Consider the following 26165-nt stretch of genomic DNA (forward strand, 5'->3'; position numbering starts at 1 on the left):
GCGTGCCTCATTATTTCGTTGTCTGGCGCAGCAGCATGGTGCCGCCGCGCTGAGTGAATTCGAGTTGTTTCATTGCGCTCATGCCTAGCAGCACTTGTTCTCCGTCCAGACCGGGCACCACCAGGGCGCGCACGTTGTTCAGGACGATATCGCCCAGTTGCAGACGCTCGATGGAAGTTCGAAAGCCTTCGCTGCGGCCATTGGCGGTGCTGACCCAGACAGGCGCACCCCGTTGCATCTGCAAGGTTTCAGCCACCTCGCCCGGAATCGCCACATCGGTAGCACCGGTATCCAGCAAAAACTGCACGACATGATCGTTGATCTTGCCCGTGCTGACGAAATGCCCCTGGCGATTGCCCACCAATTGCACTTCGATGTAACCATCACCGTGTTGCGAGGTGACGACCGCGTTGGGATTTTCCTGCCGCTGTTCCCACTCACCAAAAAACCGCGTCGCCAGGAATAGCGCCGCGGCCCAGGCCAGAATCATCAACACCTTCCCCGCACGCTTACCGGGAGGTTGCTGACTCATGGTCGTTCGCTCCAGCCGCCGGCTGGCCCTGCGAAACGCCAGACAATCGGGCGTTTCTCGCCATCGGCGCGCTCACCAAAATTGTTGTCGACGCCTATCCAGGCGCCTGTCTCGTCGACGACCAGCGCCTCGGTCAGGCCAAAGCGCTGCTCGTAAAGCCGATTGGGCTTGAGTGCCTCCGCGGAGAAAGACCAGCAGCGCTCGGTAGCGCCCGTTTGCAGGGTACGACGACAGATGCGGTAGGCCGAGCGTTCAAGGGCGTAAAGCTTGCCGTTGAACAGCGACAGGTCAGCGAAATCTCGTGATACGGACTTGCCGCCCACCTGGGGCGGCAGGACTTCCTTGCCCGGTTCGGTACGCAAGACACAGCTGCCCTTACAGCGCCAACCGTCACCTTCGCGGCTCACCACCAGTAAACCGCGCTGATCCCGCTCAGCGGCCAGCCACAGGCGATCACCTTCGGGGCTGATCGCCAGACCTTCAAAAATAGCGTTGAAGTGTTGCAGCATGCCCTTGGCACGGGCCTGAGCCACCAGTTCCGAAGGCAGTTTCAACCAGACAGGGGCGCCCTCGACAGGCACCTTGAGCACCTCGGCGTGGGCCTCGCTCACCACGTACTTGTTGCCTTGCGCGTCGCAACTGATGCCTTCGAAATCCAGACTACCGCCGCGCACGTAGGACGAAAGCTTGGCCATAGATCGCAAATTGACCGGCAAATCACTTTCCGGCACATCCGGCACCTCAATGGCCACCGGTTGCGCCTGCCAGACGGTTTGCGCCCTGTCCATGCGATAAAGCACGTTGTCGTCACGATCAGAAATCGCCCACAACTGACCGTTGCAAACCGCCAACCCCGACAGATTGCCGCCGACCATGGCATCCACCGGATGCTCAGACACCAGCTTTAACTGCTCCAGAGGGACTGCGAAAGCCGGGCCAGCCAGCAACATTGCAAGCAACCCAGCCACCACAGCTCCCCTGTAGGAGGACTGGGGTGGCGTTCCACCTTGCTCGCGATTCGGTTGATCAGTCGCCACATGCATCGACTGACCTGACGCCATCGCGGGCAAGCGCGCTCCTACAGGGCCGAGGTCTGCGACACTTTCGCGTATTGATTGCAAAACCCTGTAGGAGCGCACGGAGGTTACGACGCCCGCGATGCGGTGTGTCAGACAAACCGCCATCGCTGCCTCGCGTTGCTCGTGAGCTCCTACAGGTTGCGTAAACCTGTACGAGGACCGGGGTGGCGTTCCACCTTGCTCGCGATTCGGTTGATCAGTCGCCACATGCATCGACTGACCTGACGCCATCGCGGGCAAGCGCGCTCCTACAGGGCCGAGGTCTGCGACACTTTCGCGTATTGATTGCAAAACCCTGTAGGAGCGCACGGAGGTTACGACGCCCGCGATGCGGTGTGTCAGACAAACCGCCATCGCTGCCTCGCGTTGCTCGTGAGCTCCTACAGGTTGCGTAAACCTGTACGAGGACCGGGGTGGCGTTCCACCTTGCTCGCGATTCGGTTGATCAGTCGCCACATGCATCGACTGACCTGACGCCATCGCGGGCAAGCGCGCTCCTACGGGGTTGGCGCGATAGCGCGGTGTCAGGGACACCGGGGTGCCTGGCATCAAGTCAGGACCTCGGCGAGGTTGCCCTTGGACTCCAGCCAGCTTTTGCGGTCACCAGCACGTTTTTTCGCCAGCAACATGTCCATCATTTCCGAAGTCGCGGCGAAATCGTCCAGGGTCAATTGCACCAGACGGCGGGTATTGGGATCCATAGTGGTTTCGCGCAACTGCGGCGGGTTCATTTCGCCCAGGCCTTTGAATCGTGTGACCTGCGGCTTGCCGCGTTTCTTCTCGGCGACCAGACGATCAAGAATCCCGTCGCGCTCGGCTTCGTCCAGCGCGTAATAGATGTCTTTACCCAGGTCGATGCGATACAGCGGCGGCATGGCGACATACACGTGCCCAGCGTCCACCAGCGGTCGGAAATGCTGGACGAACAAGGCGCACAGCAGCGTGGCGATGTGCAAACCGTCGGAGTCGGCGTCGGCCAGGATGCAGATTTTTCCGTAACGCAGCTGACTCATGTCTGCCGCGCCGGGATCAACGCCGATCGCCACGGCAATGTTGTGCACTTCCTGGCTGGCGAGGACTTCGCCACCATCGACTTCCCAAGTGTTGAGGATCTTGCCGCGCAAAGGCAGGATCGCCTGAAATTCTTTATCTCGCGCCTGCTTGGCCGAGCCACCCGCAGAGTCACCCTCCACCAGGAACAGCTCGGAACGCATCGGGTCCTGCCCGGCGCAGTCCGCCAGTTTGCCTGGCAATGCCGGTCCCTGAGTGATGCGCTTGCGCTCGACTTTCTTGCTTGCCTTGAGACGACGACCGGCGTTGTTGATCGCTAGTTCTGCCAACTGCATGCCCAGGTCGGAGTTGGCATTGAGCCACAGACTGAACGCATCCTTGACCACACCAGACACAAAGGCTGCCGCCTCACGGGAAGAAAGGCGCTCTTTGGTCTGCCCCGAGAATTGCGGCTCCTGCATTTTCATCGACAGGACGAACGCGATCCGCTCCCAGACATCTTCAGGGGCCAGCTTCACGCCACGGGGCAGCAGGTTGCGGTATTCGCAGAACTCGCGCATTGCATCCAGTAAACCCTGGCGCAAACCGTTGACGTGGGTACCGCCCTGCGCGGTCGGGATCAGGTTGACGTAGCTTTCCTGAACGCTGTCGCCACCTTCCGGCAGCCAGAGCAGGGCCCAATCGACCGCTTCTTTATTGCCGGCAAAACTGCCGCAGAATGGTTCGTCCGGCAGGCGCAGGAAATCGCTGACCGAATCCTGCAGGTAAGAACGCAGGCCGTCTTCGTAATGCCATTCGACTTTCTCGCCGCTGGCCTTGTCTTCGAAGCTGACCAGCAGGCCCGGACACAGCACAGCCTTGGCCTTGAGCACGTGTTTGAGGCGGCTGACGGAAAACTTCGGTGTATCGAAATACTTAGGGTCCGGCGCGAAGTACACGCTAGTGCCGGTATTGCGCTTGCCTACGGTGCCAACCACGGCCAACTCCGAGGCTTTGTAGCCGTCGGCGAAGGTCATTTCGTATTCGTTGCCATCGCGCTTGACCCGTACCTTGACCAGGGTCGACAGCGCGTTGACCACCGAGATACCCACGCCATGGAGGCCACCGGAGAACTGGTAGTTCTTGTTGGAAAACTTGCCGCCAGCATGAAGCTTGGTGAGGATCAGCTCGACACCCGAAACACCTTCTTCCGGGTGAATGTCCACCGGCATCCCGCGACCATCGTCGGAAACTTCCAGGGAATTATCGGCATGCAGAATGACCTGCACCGACTTGGCATGACCAGCCAGGGCTTCGTCGACGCTGTTGTCGATTACCTCCTGGGCAAGGTGGTTCGGCCGCGAGGTATCGGTGTACATGCCCGGACGCTTGCGAACCGGGTCGAGGCCCGAGAGGACTTCGATGGCGTCTGCGTTATAAGAGCTAGCGCTGGGAGTGGCCATGGGGTCTCATCATCAGTTGTTCGTGGGGTTACGGGGCATCATTGTCTAACTATGCCGCTCTACCGTGTGGGAGCGAATTCATTCGCGAAGGGGCCGGCTAATCCAAGAAAACTCGTCAGGCCTGGCATCGCATCCGCGAATGAATTCGCTCCCACAGGGAAATACATGTATCGGGTTACAGCGTCGAAATAGGTGCTGACTGCATCAATTCAGGCGCAAATCCGGCAAAACTCAACAGGGCCGGCAACTGGGCAGCAAAACCTTGATAACTGTGGTCGCCACCCGCCTGGATACGCAATGCGCAGGCTCGGTAAAACGTTTCGGCGCGCCGATAATCAAGGGTCTCATCGCCAGTCTGCAGCCAGACCTGGTAACGCTGTGGATCTTTGGGAGCAGGCACTTCCAGCTCCGCCAGCGCGTGAACATGGTCGCGAGTCAACTCCCAGGTTTCGCCGGTGTAGAAGTTCTGCTGGGTACCGACAAACCCGTCAAACAGCTGATGCGGATTGACGGCCGGATTGATCAATACAGCCTTGAGGCAATGCCGCTCTGCCAAGTGAGTCGCATAGTAGCCGCCGAGCGAGCTGCCGACCAGCAGCGGGCGACCGAGCTCCGAGATGGCCGATTCCAGCTGAACCATGGCCTGACGCGGATGGTGGTGCAATTCGGGTACGCGCAGCTGCTCACTCAACCCTAGCGATTGCATCAAGGCGATCAGCTGGGTGGCTTTCTTCGACAGCGCCGAGCTGTTCAGGCCGTGGATATAAAGCAGAGTGGGTTTATCAGAGTTCACGCCGTCCGCTCCTGGAGCACTGAGTGGTGCAAAGCCGCGCAGTTTACAGGGACTAACCGCGAAAGACTCGCTCAGGAATGTTTCCACGGAAAAAGATCAGTAACCCTCTCCGCCATAGTCCACCTCGAAATCCAGACCGACCACCCGCGAAACACCGGTTTCCAGCTGTCCGTCGTTGTGCAGACGCAGCCAGCGGTAGCCCGGCGCCGTAGTGTCGACCTTGAAATCAACACTGCCCGGCGCGAACTGGATGCAGGTCGATGGAGAAGCCAACAGCCTTACGTCACCACGCATCTGGTCGTATTCCTGATGAACGTGCCCCCAAAGTACCGCCCGCACCTGTGGAAAACGCTCCAGCACCGCGAAAAGCGCATCGGGATTGCGCAAGCCAATGGGGTTCATCCAGGCACAGCCGATGGGCACCGGATTGTGATGCAGGCAGACCAGATGATGGCGTTCCGGGGCTTCACTCAGGGCCTGCACCAATAGCTGCAGCTGCTGATCCTGCAAATAACCAGGCACCGAACCAGGCACTGAAGAGTCCAGCAAGGTGACGCGCCAGTTGCCGATGTCGATGACAGGGTCGAGCAATTCACTCTGCTGCGCCGCCTGGAGCATCTCCACGGATTCATCGTGATTACCCGGGAACCAGCGCTTGGGCGCGTCAATCTGATCGCTCAGCTGCCGAAAAGCCTCGTATGACTCGACACTGCCGTCTTGCGAAACATCGCCACTGGCAACCACCAGATCCACACGCTGCTGCTCGGTCAGCACTAGCTCGACGACTTTTTGCAGACTCTCACGGGTTTTCATACCCAGCAGCGTGCCATCCGCCTTGGCGAACAAATGGCTGTCGGACAGCTGGACCAGCAGAACTGAGTCTGAAACGGGGACGTTGGGCAAAAGCCATCTCCTTGGGCAGAGTATGGCGATTATGGTGGGAAGCTCGCGGGTGGGCAAATCCGGGAATGAGCGGTGGGTCGCAGTTGTGAAGGGTGGCTCCTCAGACACTGCGTTTCTGGAGGATATCCCGAACTGTCGCGCAGCAAACACAGAACCCTGTAGGAGCGAGCTTGCTCGCGATGCGGTATCTCTGAAAAGAAATTAATTTCTGACCCGCCGCTATCGCGAGCAAGCTCGCGCCTACAGAATCGGGTTCATTTCAGATCGTTGAGAGTTGGCCTCGACCTGTTACCGCACCGCCTCAAACTCATGCCCACACGCCAGGCAATGGCTCAGCCACTCTCCCAGAAATAGATTCAGCTGAGCCTTCTCATCCGGCTGGTGCATCTGCGCATTGGGATACGGATAGATACCGCGAAAGCGTCGGGCGTGTTCAGCGCCGATGACTTCGGCCATGCGTGCGTCGTGATAGACCTGCACTTCCAGACTCGGCACCGGCAGCCAGGGCAGGCTGTGTTCCTGTCGCACTTGCAATGTAGTGGTGTACGGGCAATCGAGCAGTACTTCGACGGCCAGTACGCCAAGCATTTGATCACCCTGGGTGACGGCCACCCGGCGTGAGCGCTGGGCGTTGCGCATGTCGGGGAGCAAACGCATCAAGCGCGCATAGTTGGCCTCGCAGGCTGCTTGCAGCCCGGCGAGATCAACTCGATAGCGCTCGCGCATCAGATTCACGACCATAACCCCCTGACTTCGGTGCGGTTCAATGCCAGCCATTGCAGGGCGATGATTGAAGGTGCATTCATAATTCGCCCATCGCGCACGGCTTGCAGTGCGTCATCAAATGACCAAACCGTGACACGGATATCTTCACCCTCTGACTCCAGCCCGTGCAATCCCCCGGCCCCCTCACTTTCACAGTGCCCCAGGAACAAGTGAACGAATTCGTCACTGCCACCGGGAGACGGGAAGTATTTGGTGATTGGCCACAACGCACTGAAGGCAATCCCAGCTTCCTCTTCTGCTTCGCGGTGAGCAACTTCTTCTGGCTCTTCCGCCATGTCGATCAGTCCGGCCACCAGTTCGATCAACCATGGGTTGGCGGTTTTCTCCAGCGCGCCCACCCGGAACTGCTCGATCAACACCACTTCGTCACGTTTAGCGTCGTAAGGCAGCACGCAGACTGCGTCGTGGCGTACGAACAGCTCGCGACTGATTTCAGTACCCATGCCGCCAGCGAACTGCTCGTGACGCAGATACAATTTGTCCAGTTTGTAGAAGCCCTGGAAGCAGTTCTCGCGCCTGGTTATTTCAAAAGCAGTAGGGGTCGATCGGGTCGGTTCAGTCATGGAGTTCTCGCTTCGGGCAAATCGTAACGTGATGCCATCCTAACGCGCATCGCCAATCAGATGCAGCCCCCTTGAAGATGCAGGGTAGACGGCCAATAGCGAAACGAACTCTAATCCGCCCAGCGGCGAACCGATGCCATTGTTTGCAGTCCAAGCAGCCTGCACTCGAACAACGTAACCGTCTTCATTGCCACCGCAAAGGATCAACATGTCGTTATTGAGGATCGCTTCACTGGCTTGCCTGGCACTCATGCTGGGCGCTTGTCAGAGCCTGTTCCAACCCAACTTCCGGGCACCGCTGCAAGTGCAGCGCGACGCATCCGAGCTGATCAAGCCGGGCTGCACCACAGCCGATTGTCCGCTGGTCAATATCGACACGGTGCATTTCGCCGATGAGCCCAAGCTCGACGCCATCGTGCAGAAAACCTTGCTGCAATTGACCCGCAGCGATGCAGGCGGTCCAGTGCCCGCTACGCTCAAGGATTATCAAGAGCAGTATCTGCGCGACTCACAAGGCCGCAACGCCAGCTACTTGCAAGCCAAGGTACGCGAGCAGCATGACGGTATCGTGGTCGTCGAGCTGTCGAGCTATCTGGACACCGGCGGCGCCCATGGTGCTCCAGGCCGTGCGTTCATCAACTACTCACGCCAGCAGCAGAAAGTACTGACCCTGGCGGACATGATTGTCCCGGGCAAAGAAGCCGAGTTCTGGCAGAAAGCTGAATTGGCGCATCAGGGCTGGCTGGTGTCGAGCAAGCTCAACGAAGACGCCGACTTCCAGAAAACCTGGCCATTCAAGCGCACCCCGCACATCGCCCTGACCTACGGCGCGTTCATCCTGAAATATCAGGTGGACACCATTGCTCCGTACTCCATGGGCCACATCGAGCTGAAGATTCCTTATCCGCAGCTCAATGGCATCCTCAAACCGGAACTGTTCCCCGGCCGCGGTTGAGGCGTTTGCCCAACAGCAATTGCAGCACGCCAGCGACAATCAGCGCTGGCAGTGTTGCGCCGACATCCGGGTAGAGATTGGCCAGCAAGTGATAGGTGCTGACCCCGCCCAGCCAGGCCAGTAAGGTCATCCAGCGAAACCCGACCACTGATGCCTGGCTGCTGCGTCCACGCAACACAAAATGATCCACCAGCACCACGCCAAACAGCGGCGCAAACACTGAACCGATCAGCAACAGGAAGTTCTGGTATTGCGCCAAGGGCGCAAAGCAGGCGATGAGCGTGCAGAGCACACCAATTGCCAAGGCCAGATGCTCGACTTTCAACCGCAACAGCATCCCGCTGGAGACTGCCGCCGAGTGAATATCGGCAAAGGCATTCTCCGATTCGTCGAGCAGGATCAACAGCAGCGGAATCCCCAGCCCAGCCCCCGCCAATGCGAGCAGCAACGCGTTGACTTCACCGCTTGGCGCGAACGCCAGGGTATACGCCACACCCAGGCTCATCAGCCAGAAATTACCGATAAAGAAGCCGAGCGCCGTGCCGCCGAAGACATTCTTCGCGCGCTTGCCGAAGCGTGAATAATCGGCAATCAGCGGCAGCCACGACAGCGGCATGGCGATGGCAATGTCGAAACCCACGGCAAACGGCATAGAACCATCACCGGCCTGAGCCCAGAGCGCCGGCAGATCAGCCTTGGCGAACAGGTTCCAGGTCAGCCACAGGCATGCGGCCAAGAGCAGCCAGATGCCCCATTTGCGCAGAATCTGCCGGACAAACGTCAGCGGTCCGCTGACCGCCAGCAACGTTGCCAGACCGCCGAAGAACAGCGTCCAGAGCAGCGGACTGGTCCACAGGCTGCCTTCGCCAAAGGCCCGCGTGCCCAGCAAGCTGGCGGCATCGCGCATGACGATGATTTCGAAAGAGCCCCAACCCACCAGTTGCAGCAGGTTGAGCAAAGCAGGCAAGGACGCGCCTTTGGTACCCAGGCTGAGCTTGAGCGCAGCCATGGATGACAGGCCGGTGTCGCTGCCAATAACACCAACAGCGGCCAGCAGCAACACGCCAACCAGCGTGCCCAGGAAAATCGCCAGCAACGAACCCGACATCCCTAACCCCGGCGCCAGCAAGGCACCGGTTTGTAGGACCATCAGGCCGATACCAAGGGAGAACCACAACGAAAACAGATCCCGCCCGCCGAAGACGCGTTTGTCGGCGGGGACGGGGGAATCGGGTGAGTAGGTGCTTGGGGTGGTCATGGGTGCGCTCGCAATATGACTTGATGGAACACGAGCCTGTGGGAGCGGTGCTTGCCCGCGATAAGGGCGCCGCGATCTCGCAGAAATCGCGTCAAGCCTTATCGCGGGCAAGCACCGCTCCCACAGAACGCGCTCCTACAGGCGAATCAATTAATCAAACTTTTTTATAAAGCTGACTACCTTCCTGCTTGAAGCGCTCGGCCTGGTCCGCCAACCCTTGGGCGACGTCCAGATCTATCGCTTCGATCTTCTGGTTGGCTGCGTATTCACGGACTTCCTGGGTGATTTTCATCGAGCAGAATTTCGGTCCGCACATGGAGCAGAAATGCGCGACCTTGGCGGAATCCTTCGGCAGGGTTTCATCGTGATACGAACGCGCGGTGTCCGGGTCGAGGCCAAGGTTGAACTGGTCTTCCCAGCGGAACTCGAACCGCGCCTTGCTCAATGCGTTATCGCGAATCTGTGCGCCAGGGTGGCCTTTGGCGAGGTCGGCAGCGTGTGCGGCGATCTTGTAGGTGATGATCCCGGTCTTCACGTCATCCTTGTTCGGCAGCCCCAAATGCTCCTTGGGGGTGACGTAGCAAAGCATTGCGCAACCGAACCAGCCGATCATCGCCGCGCCGATACCAGAAGTGATGTGGTCATAGCCCGGCGCGATATCAGTGGTCAGCGGGCCGAGGGTATAGAACGGCGCCTCGTCACAGCACTCCAGCTGCTTGTCCATGTTCTCCTTGATCAACTGCATCGGCACGTGACCCGGGCCTTCGATCATGGTCTGCACGTCGTGCTTCCAGGCGAGCTTGGTCAGCTCACCGAGAGTTTCCAGCTCACCGAACTGCGCTGCATCGTTGGCGTCGGCAATCGAGCCTGGACGCAGGCCATCGCCCAGCGAGAAGCTGACGTCATAGGCCTTCATGATTTCGCAGATGTCTTCGAAATGGGTGTAGAGGAAGTTCTCTTTGTGATGCGCCAGGCACCACTTGGCCATGATCGAACCGCCACGACTGACGATGCCGGTCACGCGCTTGGCGGTCAGCGGCACATAGCGCAGCAGCACGCCGGCGTGAATCGTGAAGTAATCAACGCCCTGCTCGGCCTGCTCGATCAGCGTGTCGCGGAACAGCTCCCAGGTCAGGTCTTCGGCCGCGCCGCCGACTTTTTCCAGGGCCTGATAGATCGGCACCGTACCGATCGGTACTGGCGAGTTACGAATGATCCATTCCCGGGTTTCGTGGATGTGTTTGCCGGTGGACAGGTCCATGACCGTGTCCGAACCCCAGCGAATGCCCCAGGTCAGTTTGGCGACCTCTTCTTCGATGGAAGAACCCAGCGCACTGTTGCCGATATTGCCGTTGATCTTCACCAGGAAGTTACGGCCAATGATCATCGGTTCCAGTTCAGTGTGGTTGATGTTGGCGGGGATGATCGCGCGCCCACGGGCGATTTCTTCACGGACGAATTCGGCGGTGATTTCCTTGGGGATGCTCGCCCCGAAACTGTGACCGGCGTGTTGCTGAGTCAGCAGACCCGCTGCGCGAGCTTCCTGCAATTTCATGTTTTCGCGGATCGCGACGTATTCCATTTCCGCCGTGATGATCCCCTGACGCGCATAGTGCATCTGGCTCACGTTGGCCCCGGCTTTGGCCCGGCGCGGGTTACGCACATGGGCGAAGCGCAGGCGGGTGAGCTCGGCATCAGCGAGACGCTGCTGGCCGAAATTCGAGGTCAGACCGTCGAGACGTTCAGTGTCGTTGCGCGAATCAATCCATGGCGAGCGCACATCGGCCAATCCTTTGCGCACATCGATGATCACATTAGGGTCGGTGTACGGGCCCGAAGTGTCATAGACCGTGACCGGGGCGTTGATCTCGCCACCAAAGTCGGTGGGTGTTACATCCAGATGAACTTCGCGCATGGGCACGCGGATGTCCGGGCGTGAACCCTGAACGTAGATTTTTTGCGAGCGGGTAAACGGCTGCACCGATCCGGAATCCACTTGTGCGGACTCACTCAAATTGGCGGCGTTTTTTAGATTTGTACTCATCACGGGCTCTCCAGACATCATCCAGCGGCGGATTAATTGTCGGAGCGAACCTGAGACGAAAAGACGCACCATGACTGGTGCTGAGTACCGAGCGAGTGCCTTGCTGTTCATTGCTGAAATGAACCAACGACCCCGGACGACACTCAAGAGGACTCGCCGGGAGACGAGAAATCTTGTTCCCTACGCAGGCGCTAACCTGATCAGGTTCAACGGGATCCGGTTTAACCGATCTCAGCCTCAAAGCAAGGCACCCCGACAAGAACGCTGCCAGTCTAGTCGGGACGAGTGAGGAACGCCAAGCCTGTTTTATTAACCCTCGATAAATGGCCGTTATGCCGGATTGTTGCAATCACCCCCACCCACTACACTCGCTAGCTTGGTTTCTATTCAGAACCGGCAAAATAATGATCAACAGGGAAAGCACCATGCTGCGCAAACTTTCATTGGCTGTGGCCGTGTCGTGCGCTTGTAACGCCGGTGCCTGGGCAGCGGACTTGCCGTTGCCGACCAAAACCGGGCTGGTCAACGTGTACCAGCAAGCCGTCGATAACAACGCCGACCTTGCCGCGGCCCGCGCTGATTACGCCGCCCGCAAGGAAGTCGTGCCTCAGGCACGCGCCGGATTGCTGCCGAACCTGTCCGCAGGCGCCGACGTCAACAACACACGTACCAGCATCAACCAGCCCAATATCACCGCGACCCGCAGCGGCACGGTGTACCAGGCAACGTTGAGCCAGCCGATCTTCCGCGCCGACCGCTGGTTCCAGTTGCAAGCTGCAGAAGCCGTCAACGAACAGGCCGCTCTGGAGTTGTCCGCCACGGAGCAGAATCTGATCCTGCAAAGTGCTCAGGACTATTTCACCGTGCTCCGGGCTCAGGACAACCTGGCCTCCACCAAGGCTGAAGAGGCGGCATTCAAACGCCAGCTGGATCAAGCCAATGAACGCTTCGACGTCGGCCTGTCCGACAAGACCGATGTGCTGCAAGCCCAGGCCAGTTACGACACTTCCCGGGCTAACCGGATCATTGCCAAGCGTCAGGTCGATGATGCATTTCAGGCGCTGGTCACCCTGACCAACCGCGAATACAACGCCATCGAAGGCATCGTCCACACCCTGCCTGTATTGGCACCGGTGCCTAACGACGCCAAGGCCTGGGTGGACACCGCCGCGCAGCAGAATCTCAATCTGCTGGCCAGCAACTACGCGGTAAGCGCCGCCGAAGAAACCCTGCGTCAGCGCAAGGCAGGACATGCACCGACTGTGGATGCAGTGGCTCAATATCAGCGTGGCGACAATGATGCGCTGGGCTTCAGCAACCCCAACTACACCGGGCAGAGCTATCGCGGCGACGTAGAGCAGCGCACCATCGGCTTGCAGGTGAACATTCCGATCTACAGCGGTGGGCTGACCAGCTCACAGGTCCGCGAAGCCTATTCCCGGTTGAGCCAGAGCGAGCAGCGTCGTGAAGGCCTGCGCCGTCAGGTGGTGGAAAACACCCGCAACCTGCATCGTGCAGTGAACACCGACGTTGAGCAGGTCCTGGCTCGCAAGCAGTCGATCATCTCCAACCAGAGTGCCCTGGAAGCCACGGAAATCGGCTACCAGGTCGGCACCCGCAATATCGTTGACGTACTGGATGCCCAGCGCCAGCTGTATGCCTCGGTGCGCGATTACAACAACACCCGCTACGACTACATCCTCGACAACCTACGCTTGAAACAGGCCGCAGGCACACTCAGCCCCGGCGACCTGCAGGATCTGTCGCGCTACCTGAAAGCCGATTACAACCCGGACAAAGACTTCCTGCCGCCAGATCTGGCAGCGGCGGCGAAGAAGAACTTCGAAAGACCGCCGCAGCGTTGATTGGCTGAGCGCTAACCTGTGGGAGATTCTATGTTTGCCCGCAAGCGGATGTGACGACGTGGGAGCGGCCGGGCGGCGTTCCGCTTTAGCCGGGAAGAGGCCAGTACATCCACGCCACATTTATCATCTGAAATGCCGCCTTCCCGGCTGAAGCCGGTCCCACGCCGCCATCGCCAAGCTTCTGCTGAACCTGTGGGAGCGAGCAAGGTGGCGCTCCACCCTGCACGCGACGAGACCGGTACAGCCTGAACATCTTCCGGGTCTGAAATATTGCCTTCGCAAGCAAGCTTGCTCCCACAGTTTCAGTGTCAGGCAAAACTGCCTAGCTTTTGATCAACCGCCCAATCCCATCCAGCAACCGCTGCAAAGCGCCTTGATTGGCCTTCATCACCTGCAATCCGGCCCCGGCCATTTCATGGGCCAATTGCGGCTGCTCGAACAATCGCTGTACGGCGGCCGACAGGCTCGGGGCATCAGTGATTTCAATCAAGGCCTGGGCATTGCGCAGCATTGCGGCGATTTCCAGGAAGTTGAACAAGTGCGGGCCACTCAACACCGGTTTGGCCAGTGCGGCCGGCTCCAACAGGTTGTGGCCGCCGTTTGGCACCAGACTGCCACCCACAAAAGCCACGTCAGCCAGGGCGTAAAGAAACAGCAGTTCGCCCATGGTATCGCCCAGCAACACCGAGGTTTGCAGCGTCACCGGCTGTGCGGAGGAACGTCGCACGGTGGCAAAACCCTGCTGCACTGCCAACTCATACATGCCGTTGAAGCGCTCAGGATGACGCGGCACCAGAATCAGCAACGCATCGGGATGACCGCCCAGCAACTGGCGATGCGCGGACAAGACACTTTCGTCTTCCCCGGCGTGGGTGCTGGCCGCGATCCACACTGGACGCTGGGTTGCCTGCCACTCCTCACGCAATTGCGCGGCATTGGCCAGCAATTGCGGATCGACGCTCAGGTCAAACTTGATCGAGCCGGTCACTGAAACACACTGCGGCCGGGCACCTAGATCACGGAAGCGCTGGGCTTCGGTCTCGGTCTGCACAGCGAGCAAGCTCATCTCGCTCAACATAGGCCGGGTCAATTTTGCGAAGCGGGCGTAACCACGAGCCGAGCGCTCAGACAACCGCCCATTGGCCAGCACCACCGGAATGCTGCGCTTGGCACACTGATGGATATGGTTGGGCCACAACTCGGTTTCCATGATCACGCCAATTACCGGGCGCACATGATCCAGAAAACGCCCCGCTGCCCATGGCAAGTCATAGGGCAGATAACAGTGCTGAATGCGCGGCTCATTGGCGAATAATGCCTTGATACGCTCCGAACCGGTGGGCGTCATGCAGGTCACGGTGATCGGAAGCTGTGGATAACGTGCCAGCAGCGCACGAATCATCGGCGCGGCGGCGATGCTTTCACCCACGGAAACCGCATGCACCCAGATACCGCCCTGCTTCATGGCGGGCAAGCCAAGGGCGAAACGCTCGCCGATTCGCTGCCGATAGGCAGGCGCCTTGCGCGCACGCAACCAGAGACGCAAGGCCACCAGCGGCAGGCCCAGATGAAACAGCAGGGTGTATAGAGTTCTATTCATGGGCGCGGAGTTTATCGGAACCGGGGATATCTGTGGGAGCGGTGCCTGGTCTGGGCGGCATTCCGACGATAAGGTTAAGGTTATCTCTATGAATAACGCGGCCAAGCACCGCTCACACAGGCGTGATCTCAATATTGGCGGGACGACGTGGGACCGGCTTTAGCCGGGAAGAGGCCAGTACATTCACCAGGTATTTATCGTCTGAAATGCCGCCTTCCCGGCTAAAGCCGGTCCCACGTCGTCACATCCGCTTGCGAGCAAACATAGAATCTCCCACACAGATTTGCACTCCTCCATAAGAGCAATGACGTCCCTGAATCAAGAGCTAATGCGGACAACTCCAATACGAAACCCGACACCTGCCGAATTAACCTTTATCCGGAAGGTCTAGAATGCGCAGCCTATAAAAGGAGTTACTTCATGTCTGCCTATTATCTGCTGGCCATCGCCATCTGCGCTGAAGTCATCGGCACCGTTTCCATGAAAGCCGTGAAAGGCCTGAGCACTCCACTGCCGCTGCTGTTGGTGATCTGCGGGTATGCGATCGCCTTCTGGATGCTGATTCTGGTCGTGCGCACCATTCCGGTGGGGGTTGCCTATGCTGTCTGGGCTGGCATGGGGATTGTGATGGTCAGCATCGCTGCGTTTTTCATCTACGGGCAGAAACTCGATGTCCCGGCCATGTTGGGCATGGGTTTGATCGTCGTCGGTGTGGTCGTGATTCAGTTGTTCTCGAAAACCGCCGGGCATTGAAAATGCGTTCCTCTATAATGGCGGCATTCTTCCGGCCACAGAGGTGTCCATGCCTTCCGTAATTTCCACTGACGTCTTGATCGTCGGTGCCGGCGTTGCTGGTCTCTGGCTCAATGCCCGCTTGCGTCGCCAAGGGTTTTCCACCGTATTGGTGGAGAACGCCAGCCTGGGTGGCGGACAAAGTCTGAAATCCCAAGGCATCATCCATGGCGGTGCAAAATATGCACTGCACGGTGCGCTGTCCGGTGCGTCGGAAGCCATTGCCGACATGCCACGCCGCTGGCGCGAAGCCCTGGCGGGTACTGGCGAACTGGATCTCTCCAGTGTGCGCCTGCTTTCCGAAGCCCACTACCTGTGGTCGCCCGGCACGATTGCCGGCAATCTCACCAGCTTCTTTGCCAGCAAGGCTGTGCGCGGGCGCGTCGATCAGGTCAAAGGCGTCGACTTGCCCCCTGCCCTGCAAGACCCGAAGTTCAAAGGCAAGGTGTATCGGCTGGCTGAGCTGGTCATTGACGTCCCGAGCCTGATCGAGCGCCTGGCCGAACTGGCCAATGGCAGTCTGCTGGCCGGGACCGATCTGGAACCGCTGGTTGACGGCGAAGACCTGGTCGGCCTGCGCGTTGACGGCCTGGATATTTTTGCCCAGCGCGTGGTGCTCTGCGCGGGCGCGGGCAACGCCGAGCTGTTGAAAAACCTCGGCGTGGCGCAACCGGCCATGCAACGTCGCCCGCTGCACATGGTGCTCGCCAAAGGCCCGAGCCTGAAGCCGCTGTACGCCCATTGCCTGGGCGGAGGGCCAAAGCCGCGCTTGACGGTTACCACTCACCCGGCCGCCAATGGGCAATGGGTGTGGTACGTGGGCGGCGATGTCGCCGAGGCCGATGGTGTAGCCCGAACCCCGGAGCAGCAAATTGCAGCCGTTAAAAAAGAACTCGGCACTTTGTTGCCCTGGATCGATCTGAGTCAGGTCGAGTGGGCGACCTTGCGGGTTGATCGCGCAGAACCGGCTCAATCCGGACTGGTGCGACCTGACAACGCCTACCTAAGCGTGCAGAACCGCCTTCTCGTTGGCTGGCCGACAAAACTGGCACTGGCGCCGGACTTTTCTGATCGGGTTCTGGCGGCATTGTCCTACGACGAAGTTCACCCGACGCCACAGCCGTCCCTGAGCGGCCTGCCAACACCACCACTGGCCATACCGGTCTGGGATGAATTGCTGCCATGAGCGTACAAACCCTTCACGGATTACACCGCCCACTGGGCAGCACCGGCCTGAGCGTTTCGCCGCTGGGCCTGGGCACCGTCAAACTGGGCCGGGATCAGGGCGTCAAATACCCCAATGGTTTCACCATTCCGGATGACATCCAGGTCCAAATGCTGTTGAAAATGGCCCGGGACATGGGCATCAACCTGATCGACACCGCTCCTGCCTATGGCAACAGTGAAGAGCGGCTGGGTCCGTTGCTGCGCGGCCAGCGTCAGGACTGGGTGATCGTCAGCAAAGTCGGCGAAGAGTTCGAGCAGGGTCAGTCGAGCCACGATTTCAGCGCCACGCACACGCGGATGTCGGTGGAGCGCAGCCTGAAACGTCTGGAGACAGATTTTATCGATCTGGTGCTGGTGCACTCCGACGGCGATGACCTGGCGATTCTCAACGACAGCGACGTTTACCAGACGCTGGCCGAGCTGAAACGTGAAGGCAAAATCCGTGGCTTCGGTTTTTCCGGTAAAACCGTCGAGGGAGGCCTACTGGCGTTGCGCGAAGGCGATTGCGCCATGGTCACTTACAACCTCAATGAACAAGGCGAAAAGCCAGTGCTGGACTACGCTGCTGCACACGGTAAAGGCATTCTCGTCAAGAAAGCTTTGGCCAGCGGCCATGTTTGCCTGCGTCCGGGCGTGGATGCAGTGCAGGCCAGTTTCGAACTGCTGTTTGAGCATCCGGGCGTAGCCAGTGCTATTGTCGGGACCATCAATCCGCTACATCTGGTCCATAACGTAGCCACTGCCGCTGCCGTGATTCGCCGTCCAGCCTGATGTAGGCGGCCGACCCCAACGCAAGAAGGAGCCGATATGCCGCGAACCCTGATTCGGAAGAATCCCAGTAACTTCAAAACCCTGCCGTTATATGTCGAAGCCACGCCCGAGGGCCTGAACTACCAAAGCATCGGCATGCCGCTGAATTTCACTCAGACCCTGCAACGCCGCCGCAAGATCGAAGTGGCCGACACCGAGCGCTTCTCCACGGAGCTGGCGAATCTCGGGGTCTCGGTACGCCTGACGCTGAACTGGCAAGGCCGGGACTATTGGGTGCTGGTGCGGCAACGGCGCCAGGACCGTGGTGACGTGGTGCTCAAGCTGATTTCCGGCTACGTGCCCGCCCACGAGCTGAATCTGCCGTTGCACACGGCGATCCAGGAAGTGGCCGAAGAATGCCTGATCGAAACGCCCCAAGGCTGGCTCAGCGGGCGTTTCAACGAGACCTGGCTGCCCGCACCTTACGCAGCAGCGCTGCACTACCGTGAAGCCATGCCCTTTCGCCTGAGCCCTTTGTCTGGCGCGGCACGCCCGGTGCGTTGCGGCAGCATGACCCTGATCGAACGCCCCCGGGCTTATGTGCATCTGCCCACCGCATCGTTACAGTTGATCTACGACATGCGTCTGGAAGTCCCCAAGGAAGCACGGCCCCTGAGCCTGTTCCATGTAGATGAATGCCTGGAAAACGATCAGTTGGTCGCCCGGCTGAACCGCAGCAAACCTGACTTGTATCTCATGCCCCTGGAAAACGGCATGCCGCTGCCGGAGCTTTACACTCTCAAGCGCGACAAGCTGACGGCTGCCGGTACTCGCGGCCTGTATCTGGCGGAGAGCTTTGCAGCGCAGGAAGGCTGGGTCGTGCGCGACGAGAGGATTCGCTGGAAGGACTGGCTACGCCAGCAAGGCATGACGCCACCGCCGAAAAAAACCGGCCTCAAACGCCTGACGGGCAAGGCCAAACAGCTGTTGCAGCTGGTGACGTTCAAGAACTGAAACACAGAATGGTTTCAAACACAACTGTGGGAAATTCTATGTTTGCCCGCAAGCTGATATGACGACGTGGGACCGGCTTTAGCCGGGAAGGCGGCATTCCAGACGATAAATATCGGGGGTTGCTCTGGCCTCTTCCCGGCTAAAGCCGGTCCCACGTCGTCGCACCAATATTGAGATCAGTCCTGTGGGAACGGCCCAGACCAAGCACCGCAGGTGGTATTCGCAACCTTAAATCCGTTACTGCCCGCGGATTTTCTCGACGATTGCGGTAGTCGAGCTGTTTTCCACCAGCCCCAGCACCCGCACTTCTCCGCCATAGGCCTGGACGATATCGGCGCCGACCACTTGATCAATACCGTAATCCCCGCCTTTCACGAGTACATCCGGCTTTACGTGGCCAAGCAGGTTTTCCGGCGTGCCTTCCGGGAAGCTGATCACCCAGTCCACAGCCCCCAGACCAGCCAGCACCGCCATACGACGGTCAACGCTGTTGATCGGTCGGCCAGGGCCTTTCAGACGGCTGACGGATGCGTCGTCGTTGACCGCCACGATCAGGCGATCCCCTTGAGCACGCGCCTGTTCCAGGTAAGTCACATGACCGGCATGCAGAATGTCGAAGCAGCCGTTGGTGAATACGATTTTTTCTTTGTGGGCACGGGCGTCATCAATGGCCAGAAGTAGCTGCTCAAGCGTCAATACACCGCGCTCGGAACCTTCTTCACGCTGAATGGCGCGGCGCAGTTCCGGCGCGCTGATGGCCGCCGTACCCAGCTTGCCCACCACGATGCCGGCGGCCAGATTCGCCAAAGCCACTGCATGGGGCAGGTCTTCACCGGCAGCCAGGGCAGCGGCAAGCGTGGAAATAACGGTGTCGCCAGCGCCGGTCACGTCAAAGACTTCCCGGGCGCGGGCAGGCAGATGCAGAGCCGGATGACCCGGGCGCAACAAGGTCATGCCGTGTTCGCCACGGGTTACCAGCAAGGCCCCCAGCTCCAGCTCACTCATCAGTTGCGCGCCCTTGGCGACCAACTCGGCTTCATCGACACAATGGCCCACGATAGCTTCGAACTCGCTCAAATTAGGCGTGATAACACTGGCGCCGCGATAGATCGCGAAATCCTTGCCTTTGGGATCAGCCAGGACCGGGATTCCGCGCTCACGAGCGGCATTGATCAGCACCTGATGGTTTTTCAGGGCGCCTTTGCCGTAGTCAGACAGGACCAGCACCTTGATGCCGTCGAGCAATGCGTCGACTTCAAGGGCCAGGGCTTGAGCGTCCGTGGCAAACGGCTCTTCGAAATCAATGCGCAGCAGTTGCTGATGGCGGCTCATGACCCGCAATTTAACGATGGTAGGCTGATGCGCAATACGCTGAAAACGCGCCCGCACGCCCGCAGCCTTGAGGCTGTTGGCAAGGCTTTCGGCTGCTTCATCTTCACCCGTGACACCCACCAGCGATGCAGGCGCACCGAGGGCGGCAATGTTCAAGGCAACGTTGGCGGCACCGCCTGGACGGTCCTCGATCTGCTCCACCTTGACCACAGGCACAGGTGCTTCCGGCGAAATCCTTGAGGTGCCGCCATGCCAATAGCGGTCGAGCATGACATCGCCCACTACCAAGACTGGTGCTTGATCGAAACGCGGCAAGGACAACTTCATCGAACAACCCGTAACTAGAATGAACAGGGGCGGAATCTTAGCACAGGGTTTGGGAAGGCTTGGATCGCAAATAAATCCTGATGAGGCGGTACCGTCGAAAAGGTGATGACGACGTGGGACCGGCTTTAGCCGGGAAGAGGCAGGCTGGTCCAACGCATGTGTTGCGTCAGTAGCTCAGTCTTCCCGGCTAAAGCCGGTCCCACAGGATTTCATCGCCGCACCATCTGGAGCCTCAAGCCCTCAGATCGCCCCAACAGGCGCTGGCTCGTCCAGGCCCATGGCATGCAGGCGCGAGTAATAGCCGTTCTGGGCCAGTAACTGAGCGTGAGTGCCACGCTCAACAATACGACCGCCGTCCATGACCAGAATCAGGTCAGCCTTCTCGATGGTCGACAGGCGGTGAGCGATAACCAGCGTAGTGCGCCCGTGCATGGCGTTGTCCAGCGCCGCCTGAATGTGGCGCTCGGACTCGGTATCCAGTGCCGAAGTCGCTTCATCGAGGATCAGCACCGGCGAGTTCTTCAGCAAAGCTCGGGCGATTGCCAGGCGCTGGCGTTGACCGCCTGACAGCAGCACACCGTTTTCACCAACCTGAGTATCCAGGCCTTCGGGCAGTTGCTCGATGAACTCCTTGGCGTAGGCATCTGCCGCAGCCGCCTCAATGTCTGCTCGCGGCGCTCCCGCCAGGTCGCCGTAAGCGATGTTATTGGCGACGCTGTCATTGAACAGCGTGACACTCTGGGTGACCTGGGAAATATGCCGACGCAAATTACGCAGCCGATAATCGCTGATCTCCACGCCATCCAGCAGAATTTCGCCGATAGAGTGCTGATAAAACCGCGGCAGCAAACTGGCAAGGGTGGACTTGCCACTGCCCGAGCGACCGACCAGGGCAACCATCTGCCCCGGTGCAACGGAGAAGCTGATGTCGTTCAACACCTGCCGTTCGGTACCCGGATAAGTGAAACTGAGGTTTTTCACTTCAAGGTGGCCGCTGACCCGATCGCGCTCGACAGTACCGGTATCCACTTCCGGCTCCACGTCCAGCTGTTCGAAGATGCTCTCGGCACCAGCAACACCCTTTTGAATGGTGGAGCTGACTTCCGACAGCTGGCGAATAGGCTTGGGAAGCAGGCTGGCTGCCGTGATGTAGGCCACCAGATCACCGGCCGTCGCATCACCGCGCAGATACAGCACCAGAAACATCAGCACAGCCATGGCGGTGTAGATCACCAGTTGCAGCATGGGCGTGTAGAGCGCGCCGGTCTTGGTCATGCGCAGCTGTTTTTTGGTGTTGCTGGTACTGGCTGCGCCGAAGCGCTCTTCCTCGTACTGCTCGCCACCAAAGCTGCGAACCACGCGGTAGTTCTGAATGGTCTCGGAGGCCACGTGGGTCACATCACCCATGGCGACCTGAATCTTCTTGCTCTGCTTGCGGAATTTCTTGCTGGCGCTGCCCACCATGGTCGCGATCAACGGCAGGATGGCCAGCATGACCAGAGTCAGCTGCCAGTTCATCCACAGCAGATAGGCGAAGAGAAACACGATGGTCAAGCCTTCGCGGATCACGACTTTGATCGCATCCGTGGCAGCACCGGTGACCATTGTGACGTTGAAGGTGATGCGTGAAATCAGGTGCCCGGAATTATGGGTATCGAAATAGCGATTGGGCAGAACCAGCAACTTGTTGAACAGCTCAACACGCAGATCGTGAACCAGCCCGAGGGAAACCTTGGCCAGGAAGTAATTACCCAGAAAGGAGCCAAGGCCCTGCCAGGCGGCAATCAGGACGATCAGTAACGGCACAGCCTGCAACAGTTGCAGATCACGCAGGTAAGGCACGTTAGGAAAAAGCACCGCTTCCGGATTGCTCAAGCCATCCACAAAGTATTTGAGGATCCCCGCCAGCATCGGCTGGGTTGAAGCAAAGATAACGAAGCCCAGGATACTGACCAGGAATATCCCTACATACGGACGCACATAGGACAACAAGCGAAAGTAGATTTTCATGCTTGATGGGCTGGACGATTCGGAGGATGTCATGAGAATCCGTCAGGTATAAAAAGAGGCCGAATTGTATCACAAGCGCTTTTCGCTACCGTCTGCTGCGGTAACATAGGCCGCTTTTCAGGCCCTTGGGCGAAGAATCCGGAGTATCGATGCAAGCGCTTGATCATGCACATTACCTAGGCCTGGTGGAGGGCGCTCACGTCCTCGAAGCCGACGCCACGGGTGATAAAGTCCTGCGATTGGCCGATGGATCCATGCTGAAACTGTTTCGACGCAAACGGCTGATCAGCTCAGCTGCCTGGTATCCCTACGCTCAGCGCTTCGCGGATAACTGCGAGACCCTGGCCCAGCGCGCCATCCCGTGCCCTAAAGTCATAAAGGTTTTCCGGGTGAAGCAGATCGAACGTGATGCCGTGCATTACTCACCACTGCCAGGCCAGACGCTCAGACAGGTGATGGAAGAAGCAAGCAGCAACGATGTACTGCGCGCCCAACTGGGGAGCTTCATCGCTGAACTGCATGAAAAAGGGATCTACTTTCGCTCTGCGCATCTGGGCAACGTCATCCTCACCCCGGACGGCGCCTTGGGTCTGATCGACATATCCGACATGAAAACCTCCCGCCGCCCCCTGCGCAAAAGCCTGCGCCTGCGCAACTTCAAGCACATGCTGCGTTACGAGCAGGATCGCCAATGGCTGATCGGTGGTAACAACCCGGCTTTTATCAACGGCTACCTGAACGCCCAAAGCCTGTGTGCGGCGGAAGAACTGACCGTAGCGATGGGGTGAAGGATCATCGCGCAGTCTTCTGTAGGAGTGCGCTTGCCCGCGATAGCGTCAGGTCAGGATAAATATTTTCCGACTGTCACAACGAATCGCGGGCAAGCGCCCTCCTACAGGGTGTCGGATTTTAGGTCACACATCGAATCAATAAAATGGCCCTTCAAGGGCCATTTTTTATCACTGCAATTGAAGCCTGCGCTCACGCACCACCCGGCCATATATCAGCACAGCGGGCAGCAGCACCAGCAACCAGAGTTCATCCGGGTTGCCCACCAGCTTGCTGCCGTCGAAGTTGAGCATCACCAGCGCTGCCGCCAGGTACCAGCCCCAGCCATCGCGCAGCCGCACGGCGTGCCAGAGCGTCAAAGCCATGACGGCGATGAACAGCACCAGCGAGATACCGCCCGTGTACAAACCCATCGCCACAAAAATGTTGTGCGGATGCTGAATCGCAATGCCGCCGGTCAGGGTCTTGCTGGTCACAAAATCGACACCGCAACCCAGCAGCCAACCGCAGTTACGCCACTCGCCGGTCATGATCTCGAACAGTTCGACACGATAGGAATCGCCCCGAGCAAACAGCAACTGCACCCACTGCTCGTGTCGGCACAGCCACAGGGTCACACCCGCGCACACCACGATAACTACCAGCGCCAGCAGCCCGCGCATGCGGTATCGGTAAACGATGTTGAGCGCCCACAGTCCGGCCAGAAAAACAGCGCCCACCAGCCCGGTACGGGTTTGCATGACCAACGCCACCGCGATCAGGGTCAGCGCCATCGCGCAGCCCGTTTCGATCCAGCGCTTCTCCCTGCTCCACACCGGCATCGCCCGACCAAGGGCGCAGACCAGCCAGATGCTGGCGTAAATCACGTTATCCAGTCGCCCGGTCAGAATGGCCACCCGCTGCCCAAAGACGAACTGCCCAGTCATCCAGCTGTGAATACTGGACGCAAAAATATACAGGCAGATGATCCAGAACTGCCCGCGAACAAACCGACTACTGTTGAAAAACTCAATGTTGGTCAGCCCGGCGATGACAAATACGAACAGGCCTACATAGGCGACGTGTTTGTAAAACTGAAAATCCCCCGAGTAAACGGCGGGCACCAGAAACCACACAATGAACACTAGCCAGGTCCAACCCAGCGCGCCGCTGAACATACCGGCTGCGCGGCTGCGGATCAGGAAGAACAGCCCCGGCAAAGCGATCAATGCGTAAAACAGGTTATTGGTGAGCTTGGCCGAATCCCAAAGGATGTAGCTCAAAATAAAGGCAACCAAAGCTCCGCTGAAATAAGCAGCGATCTTGCCCGAGTCTGTGTACAGCTTGTCAGCCAACATTACTGAATGCCCAACCTATGATTACCCCGACAACCAGCACCGCGAGCAATTTAATGCGATCACGAACCTTACGCCGCTGCTTGTCAACGCGTTCCTGAGGGACCTCGACATGGTTGCCGAAGCCGGTGTGCAAGACCGCGTCGTTTTCCAGAATCAACGCGTAACGGTTTTGCGCTGCATAAATACCCGACAGCTTCTTTTCGCCGCTGTGTGCGGCATAGGGGGCATGTTCTTTATAGTCAGCCAGCCGGCGCAGGCCAGGATTGAATGAAAAACCCTGCCACTCGGCCTTGTGCGAGCCCAGTTTATAGAAGGCGATGCCCTGCACGACTTCCCGGGCATTGAGGTACACGTAAGGGCTGTGCACCCGAAGGTCATGGTTGTAGCTGCGCAGCCAGACTTGCAAAGCCTGAGGGTCGTTTTCCAGCAGGGTCATCGACTCTTCGACGAAGCCCGGGCGGTAGAAATCCCAGTCATCCTCGCAGTGAAACACCCATGACGTTTCGATCAGCGCATAGGCGGCATCCACCGAGCGCATCTGTCCGAGTTTCGGGTTGTTGATGATGAAGCGGGTAAACGGCCGCCAGTGCTCGGGGATGCAAGCTTCAACCTGGGCATCCCCGGAGTCTTCGGTGATCAAGACGGCGCGAATGGGTGCGGTGTTGTATCGGTCAAACGTTTCAAGCGTGCGCGTCAACAGATCAAACCGTCCGCAACTGGTGACCACCAGCGTTATCTCGCTACTTTCGCTGAACTGCATCATTTGTACTCAATCATTGAAATTTCAAAGGCGATTACAGCCCCAACCGAGACATCACGCGGCCAAGCCAGCTCATCACCGGCTTGGCCCGCAAGGGCGGACGCATTTCTTCAACAATGGCCTTGCCTAGTGCGTGAAACGTAAAACGTTGTTCAACCAGCGCCTGGCCGTTACGGGCAATATCCCGGGCCAGATTCTCGTCATTACGCAACTGCGCCAGCTTGGCCTGCAAGCTGGGTATGTCTTGATACAGGACGATGTTGTGCATGTCGACAAAACCCAACGCCCGGTTTTCTTCGGCGCCCTGATCATAGGCCAACAGCACACAACCGCAGGCCATGGCTTCGAAGTTCTTGATCATGTACTCGCCCATGCCCACATCGGCACTGACGAAAAAGCGAATCCGGTTCAGGGTCTGGCAATACTCTTCGCCGGACTTGGTGCGGGTCACTACCAGATTCTCAACCCGGCCCAGTTCATCCAGCAGCGCCTTGCGGCCGCTATAAGCCACACTGTTGGTGCTGCCCACGAATGCTAGCTCGATATCGCGCTCACGATCCTCGCCTTGCAGCAGGCTCTGGTCATAGCCCTTGGGCACAAAGACCGCATCGAAGCCTTCTTGACGCAGACGCTCGCTGACCATGAATCCGGAGCAGATCACCCGCGCCCATGGCAGCTTGCGGTAATAAGCGCTGAATTCGCCGGTGTATTTGCAAGGGATGTAATTCTGATAGGCATCGTGTTCGAGGATCACCAGATTGGGGACGGTGCGAATAAAGCCAACCTGACGGATTTCATGCTTGAAACGCAGAAAGAAGACGATCCGGTCGTACTGGGTGACGTCCACTTCGCGACGGAAATAACCTCGCAGGTTGCGCTGCTCGGCAGACGTCAACCAACGGGTTTCGCACTCGCAATGGGCGGCGATGCCTTCATACAAACGATCCAGAATGGCACGTTGTTCTTTCTGAACCAGAAATAGGACTTTCATTATTT

General features: G+C 58.7%; 22 protein-coding genes and 1 riboswitch. Of the genes, 7 read left to right on the plus strand and 15 right to left on the minus strand.

Annotated elements, in window-relative coordinates:
* Positions 1 to 10: 10 nt before the first annotated feature.
* The 7 genes from IV01_RS02805 to IV01_RS02775 all read right to left on the minus strand — a co-directional run bounded on the left by IV01_RS02805 (position 11) and on the right by IV01_RS02775 (position 7109).
* Positions 11 to 532: a retropepsin-like aspartic protease family protein gene (locus tag IV01_RS02805; RefSeq protein ID WP_032631252.1), complete on the minus strand. Its 522-nt coding sequence runs from the start codon at positions 530 to 532 to the stop codon at positions 11 to 13.
* Positions 529 to 1482 carry an esterase-like activity of phytase family protein gene (locus IV01_RS02800; RefSeq protein ID WP_032631253.1) on the minus strand — a complete coding sequence of 318 codons (954 nt, stop codon included), beginning with the start codon at positions 1480 to 1482 and terminating at the stop codon, positions 529 to 531. The genes IV01_RS02805 and IV01_RS02800 overlap by 4 nt, the downstream gene beginning before the upstream one ends.
* A 677-nt stretch (positions 1483 to 2159) precedes the next feature.
* Positions 2160 to 4064, minus strand: a complete 1905-nt coding sequence (gene parE, locus IV01_RS02795) for a DNA topoisomerase IV subunit B (protein ID WP_032631255.1) — start codon at positions 4062 to 4064, stop codon at positions 2160 to 2162.
* Positions 4065 to 4239: 175 nt separating this feature from the next.
* Positions 4240 to 4857, minus strand: a complete 618-nt coding sequence (locus tag IV01_RS02790) for a YqiA/YcfP family alpha/beta fold hydrolase (RefSeq protein WP_032631256.1) — start codon at positions 4855 to 4857, stop codon at positions 4240 to 4242.
* 96 nt (positions 4858 to 4953) lie between these two features.
* Entirely contained in the window at positions 4954 to 5730 is a 777-nt protein-coding gene (gene cpdA, locus IV01_RS02785) for a 3',5'-cyclic-AMP phosphodiesterase (RefSeq protein WP_195758822.1), read from the minus strand.
* Between the two features lie 318 nt (positions 5731 to 6048).
* A complete protein-coding gene (locus tag IV01_RS02780) occupies positions 6049 to 6501 on the minus strand; it encodes a DUF1249 domain-containing protein (RefSeq protein ID WP_032631260.1) in 453 nt (150 codons plus the stop codon).
* Complete coding sequence (locus tag IV01_RS02775) at positions 6492 to 7109, minus strand: NUDIX domain-containing protein (protein ID WP_032631261.1); 618 nt, start codon at positions 7107 to 7109, stop codon at positions 6492 to 6494. Before IV01_RS02775 ends, IV01_RS02780 begins: the two co-directional genes overlap by 10 nt.
* 208 nt (positions 7110 to 7317) lie before the next feature.
* Here IV01_RS02775 and IV01_RS02770 point away from each other — a divergent pair, with 208 nt between their 5' ends.
* Positions 7318 to 8064 (plus strand): RsiV family protein, encoded by a 747-nt coding sequence (locus IV01_RS02770; RefSeq protein WP_032631262.1) that lies wholly within the window; start codon positions 7318 to 7320, stop codon positions 8062 to 8064.
* Here the strand turns inward: IV01_RS02770 and cytX are convergent.
* Positions 8033 to 9322 (minus strand): putative hydroxymethylpyrimidine transporter CytX, encoded by a 1290-nt coding sequence (cytX, locus tag IV01_RS02765; RefSeq protein WP_032631264.1) that lies wholly within the window; start codon positions 9320 to 9322, stop codon positions 8033 to 8035. The two genes, IV01_RS02770 and cytX, sit on opposite strands and share 32 nt — an antisense overlap.
* 154 nt (positions 9323 to 9476) lie before the next feature.
* Positions 9477 to 11366, minus strand: coding sequence for a phosphomethylpyrimidine synthase ThiC (gene thiC / locus IV01_RS02760; RefSeq protein WP_032631265.1), 1890 nt, complete (start codon positions 11364 to 11366; stop codon positions 9477 to 9479).
* Positions 11367 to 11526: 160 nt separating this feature from the next.
* Positions 11527 to 11631, minus strand: a riboswitch (TPP riboswitch).
* A 160-nt stretch (positions 11632 to 11791) separates the two neighbouring features.
* On the opposite strand from thiC, the gene IV01_RS02755 reads away from it, so the two are divergent.
* Positions 11792 to 13231: a TolC family outer membrane protein gene (locus IV01_RS02755; RefSeq protein ID WP_032631317.1), complete on the plus strand. Its 1440-nt coding sequence runs from the start codon at positions 11792 to 11794 to the stop codon at positions 13229 to 13231.
* Positions 13232 to 13553: 322 nt separating this feature from the next.
* On the opposite strand, the gene waaA is transcribed toward IV01_RS02755, so the two are convergent.
* A complete protein-coding gene (gene waaA / locus IV01_RS02750) occupies positions 13554 to 14831 on the minus strand; it encodes a lipid IV(A) 3-deoxy-D-manno-octulosonic acid transferase (RefSeq protein WP_032631267.1) in 1278 nt (425 codons plus the stop codon).
* Positions 14832 to 15251: 420 nt separating this feature from the next.
* Here waaA and IV01_RS02745 point away from each other — a divergent pair, with 420 nt between their 5' ends.
* From IV01_RS02745 to IV01_RS02730, 4 genes are read left to right on the plus strand one after another with little or no spacing between them, the layout of a single operon-like run.
* On the plus strand, positions 15252 to 15584 hold the full coding sequence (locus IV01_RS02745; RefSeq protein ID WP_032631268.1) for a DMT family transporter: 333 nt from the start codon (positions 15252 to 15254) through the stop codon (positions 15582 to 15584).
* Positions 15585 to 15633: 49 nt separating this feature from the next.
* Positions 15634 to 16809, plus strand: a complete 1176-nt coding sequence (locus tag IV01_RS02740) for an NAD(P)/FAD-dependent oxidoreductase (RefSeq protein WP_032631269.1) — start codon at positions 15634 to 15636, stop codon at positions 16807 to 16809.
* The gene (locus tag IV01_RS02735) at positions 16806 to 17621 is read left to right on the plus strand and encodes an aldo/keto reductase (protein ID WP_032631271.1); all 816 of its coding nucleotides are present in this window, start codon (positions 16806 to 16808) and stop codon (positions 17619 to 17621) included. The genes IV01_RS02740 and IV01_RS02735 overlap by 4 nt, the downstream gene beginning before the upstream one ends.
* 36 nt (positions 17622 to 17657) lie before the next feature.
* Positions 17658 to 18614 carry a hypothetical protein gene (locus IV01_RS02730; RefSeq protein WP_032631272.1) on the plus strand — a complete coding sequence of 319 codons (957 nt, stop codon included), beginning with the start codon at positions 17658 to 17660 and terminating at the stop codon, positions 18612 to 18614.
* A gap of 237 nt (positions 18615 to 18851) precedes the next feature.
* Here IV01_RS02730 and hldE read toward each other — a convergent pair whose 3' ends face one another.
* Positions 18852 to 20273, minus strand: coding sequence for a bifunctional D-glycero-beta-D-manno-heptose-7-phosphate kinase/D-glycero-beta-D-manno-heptose 1-phosphate adenylyltransferase HldE (gene hldE / locus IV01_RS02725; protein WP_032631273.1), 1422 nt, complete (start codon positions 20271 to 20273; stop codon positions 18852 to 18854).
* A gap of 240 nt (positions 20274 to 20513) precedes the next feature.
* Complete coding sequence (gene msbA / locus IV01_RS02720) at positions 20514 to 22316, minus strand: lipid A export permease/ATP-binding protein MsbA (RefSeq protein WP_032631275.1); 1803 nt, start codon at positions 22314 to 22316, stop codon at positions 20514 to 20516.
* Positions 22317 to 22432: 116 nt separating this feature from the next.
* Between msbA and IV01_RS02715 the strand changes: the two genes are divergently transcribed.
* Positions 22433 to 23071, plus strand: a complete 639-nt coding sequence (locus tag IV01_RS02715; RefSeq protein WP_032631276.1) for a toluene tolerance protein — start codon at positions 22433 to 22435, stop codon at positions 23069 to 23071.
* Between the two features lie 171 nt (positions 23072 to 23242).
* On the opposite strand, the gene IV01_RS02710 is transcribed toward IV01_RS02715, so the two are convergent.
* From IV01_RS02710 to IV01_RS02700, 3 genes are read right to left on the minus strand one after another with little or no spacing between them, the layout of a single operon-like run.
* A complete protein-coding gene (locus IV01_RS02710; protein ID WP_032631277.1) occupies positions 23243 to 24409 on the minus strand; it encodes a membrane protein in 1167 nt (388 codons plus the stop codon).
* Positions 24399 to 25172: a glycosyltransferase family 2 protein gene (locus tag IV01_RS02705; RefSeq protein WP_032631279.1), complete on the minus strand. Its 774-nt coding sequence runs from the start codon at positions 25170 to 25172 to the stop codon at positions 24399 to 24401. Before IV01_RS02705 ends, IV01_RS02710 begins: the two co-directional genes overlap by 11 nt.
* Before the next feature lie 31 nt (positions 25173 to 25203).
* Positions 25204 to 26160 (minus strand): glycosyltransferase family protein, encoded by a 957-nt coding sequence (locus IV01_RS02700; protein WP_032631281.1) that lies wholly within the window; start codon positions 26158 to 26160, stop codon positions 25204 to 25206.
* Positions 26161 to 26165 lie beyond the last annotated feature (5 nt).

This window comes from Pseudomonas syringae (assembly GCF_000737245.1).
GTDB lineage: Bacteria > Pseudomonadota > Gammaproteobacteria > Pseudomonadales > Pseudomonadaceae > Aquipseudomonas > Aquipseudomonas syringae_J.